The sequence below is a fragment of the Hydrocoleum sp. CS-953 genome, assembly GCF_002260545.1.
Lineage (GTDB): Bacteria > Cyanobacteriota > Cyanobacteriia > Cyanobacteriales > Microcoleaceae > Trichodesmium.
In genome coordinates, this window is sequence record NZ_LGSU01000436.1 from 1 (window position 1) to 3,112 (window position 3,112).

General features: G+C 34.1%; 1 protein-coding gene and 1 pseudogene. Both read right to left on the reverse strand.

Going from position 1 to position 3,112, the window contains the following annotated elements:
• Positions 1-429: 429 nt before the first annotated feature.
• Complete coding sequence (locus AFK68_RS04335; protein ID WP_371357227.1) at positions 430-1,797, reverse strand: RQC domain-containing protein; 1,368 nt, start codon at positions 1,795-1,797, stop codon at positions 430-432.
• A 44-nt stretch (positions 1,798-1,841) separates the two neighbouring features.
• Positions 1,842-2,834, reverse strand: a pseudogene (locus AFK68_RS04340) (ATP-dependent DNA helicase RecQ); the annotation flags it as partial.
• Positions 2,835-3,112: the final 278 nt, after the last annotated feature.

Sequence of the window (3,112 nt, forward strand, 5' to 3'; positions counted from 1 at the left end):
CTAATTCTTCCTTGAGAAAGTAGAACTCTTACCCGTTGACAACAAATACCTAATAACAAAGCTGCTTCTCTTGTTGTAATTGTAGTCATTTTTACTATAGCACTTTATTTTTTATATAATACTGATTATAAATTTATACTTCTCAAGTATAGTCATCCTATTAAGAAAATGTGTAGCGAATCTAACAGATTTTTTGATGACGATCGGATAATGCTGATGGTGAAACCTATCAGGAAGCACTGCAAAATTTGAAATAATTATGCAAGAATGGATAGAAACTGCTCAAGAATTAGAACGAGAAATTCCTACACCAAAAATTCGGTAAATATTGACATAGATAAAACAGGCGATAGAAAGACCTTCCGCTTCGCGACCGCCTTTCTAATAACAAGAGCGATCGCTAATCTACTAAACAAGCTACTTTTTCCATTAAAAATATAACTGTTCGCTCCGCCAAAATGCCCTAACTAATTTAATTTCACCGTAACTATAACGCTCTTGTAAATACTCATAAATAGGCGTCAATTTTTCATCACCTACTTCTTCTATTGCTGCCATAATTTCTGTCTGAATTTCCGGTTTTACCAACCTATCAATATCTACTGGTTGTTCCTTTTCTATCAACTCAGCTAAATGACTAGCAATAGTGCTAGATTTTAGCCCTCTTTCATTAGCAATAGCATTAATAGTTAATCCTTTTTTATACAATTCCAATGTTTCTATTTGTGTCATAGAAGGAACATTATCAACAACTTTTGCTAACTCTCGAATAGGTTCCGAATTAGCAGGTAAACCATACTCTACACAATAATTTCTAATCGCCTCAATAAACTGCTTACCATACTTATCTCGCTTCCAATTACCTACTCCAGAAATATTAATAAATTTATCTAAAGTTTGGGGTTGTTTTTTAGCCATTTGTTGTAATGTTGTATCTTGAAAAACTGCAGTAGGAGCAAGACTTTGTTCATCAGCAATTCTTTTTCGTAACGCCCGTAATTCTTTCAATAATCTCTGTTCATCTGCTGCTAAAGAAGTAGTAGTTTTCTCAATCTTATGTTTCTTTTCTATAGCAATTTCTACCTTGATTTTTCTACCCATTACATCCCAACTATTTTGATTAAGTTTCAACACGGAATAACCATCAGTTGTTTCCTCCATTAAACCTTGATGTAAAAGAGACCTTGCTAAATTTTTCCATTCGTCAGAACTCCTCTCTTTACCAATACCATAAGTAGAAAGTTTGTCATGTTTTCTATCCAAAACTTTTTGACTTTTAGAACCTCTTAAAACATCAATAATATAATTCATGCCAAACCTTTCTTTAGTTCTCGCCACACAAGACAAAAACTTCATGGCTTCAATAGTCCAATCTTCTATTGGTTTGGGATATTTACAATTATCACAATTCCCACAATTTCCCGGAAAATCTTCTCCAAAATAGCCTAATAAAATTCGATGGCGACATTCAGTAGCTTCAGCATAATTAATAATTCTTCTTAACTGTTGTTCGGCAATTCTTTGTTCTTGCTCATCATCTTTTTGACCGATTAAATATTCAATATTTTTCTTATCCCCATAACTAAAAAATAGAATACATTGAGCAGCTTCTCCATCTCGACCAGACCTACCAGTCTCTTGATAATAACCTTCTATATTTTTGGGTAAGTCGTAGTGAATTACAAACCGCACATCTGGTTTATTAATTCCCATACCAAAAGCCACAGTTGCCACAATTACATCAACATCATCTCTGATAAATTTAGTTTGATTAATAGTTCTTTCCTCATCATTCATACCAGCATGATAAGGCAAAGCAGATACATTATTTTGCTGTAATNAGTCTCTTGATAATAACCTTCTATATTTTTGGGTAAGTCGTAGTGAATTACAAACCGCACATCTGGTTTATTAATTCCCATACCAAAAGCCACAGTTGCCACAATTACATCAACATCATCTCTGATAAATTTAGTTTGATTAATAGTTCTTTCCTCATCATTCATACCAGCATGATAAGGCAAAGCAGATACATTATTTTGCTGTAATTTATGAGCAATTTCATCAACCCGTTTGCGACTATTACAATAGACTATTCCTGAGCCACCAATTGTTCTAATTATTTGTAATGTTTCGGCAAAAGTATTTTTAAGATTAGTTTTTTGACGCACTTCATAATATAAGTTGGAACGGAAAAAACTGGCAATATGAATAAATGGTTGTTGTAAATTTAATTGAGTAATAATATCTTCTCGAACTCGTTTTGTCGCCGTGGCAGTTAAAGCCATCATTGGTACATCTGGATAGGTTTCTCTTAGGAGTTGTAACTGTCGATATTCTGGGCGAAAATCGTGACCCCATTCGGAAACACAATGAGCTTCATCTATGGCAAAAGTAGAGATACCTTGTTGGGAATTAATTAACTCTAAAAATGGTAAAAATTTCTCTGATAATAATCTCTCAGGTGCTACATATAAAAGCTTAATTTTCCCCTGCATAATATCTGTTTCTCGCCTACGAGTTTCAGTTAAGCCTAAAGTGCTATTTAAAAATGTGGCAGCAATACCATTATCTTGTAAAGATTCTACTTGGTCTTGCATTAAAGAAATCAGGGGAGAAACTACTATTGTTAAGCCTGGTTTGAGTAATGCTGGTAGTTGGAAACATAAAGATTTTCCTCCACCAGTAGGCATAATAATTAATAGGTCTTTTTGTTGAAGTGCTGTTTGAATAATTTCTTTTTGACCAGGACGGAAGGAGTCATAACCAAAGTAATTTTTGAGATGTTGTTCTAATGATAATTGATTTAATTTTGATTGTTTTTGTACTGACATAGTTATAATTAATTTAATGATTTATTCTATTGTAGGTTGGGTTAAGCACCTTTTCGGAGTGGTTTTGTAATGCCGCTCTGAAATTACGGACAAAAGTCAAGCTGAGTTGAAATCTTTGTGCTATTTGACGCCCTCGAGCCTTCTTTGTTCTGATAGGCTCTAATCACAGGTCGGCCTAAATTTTGTGAATATGGTCTGGCCATTTTTGGGAATCGGCGATCGCGGAGCGTGGCGTCAGCCGTATCGCTCTAGATAATTATATTTGTCTTGAGTTACAT

Bases quoted from the DNA above. Each gene is read 5' to 3' on its own strand.
- AFK68_RS04335 (WP_371357227.1), bottom strand. From the start codon at position 1,797: ATGAATGATGAGGAAAGAACTATTAATCAAACTAAATTTATCAGAGAT.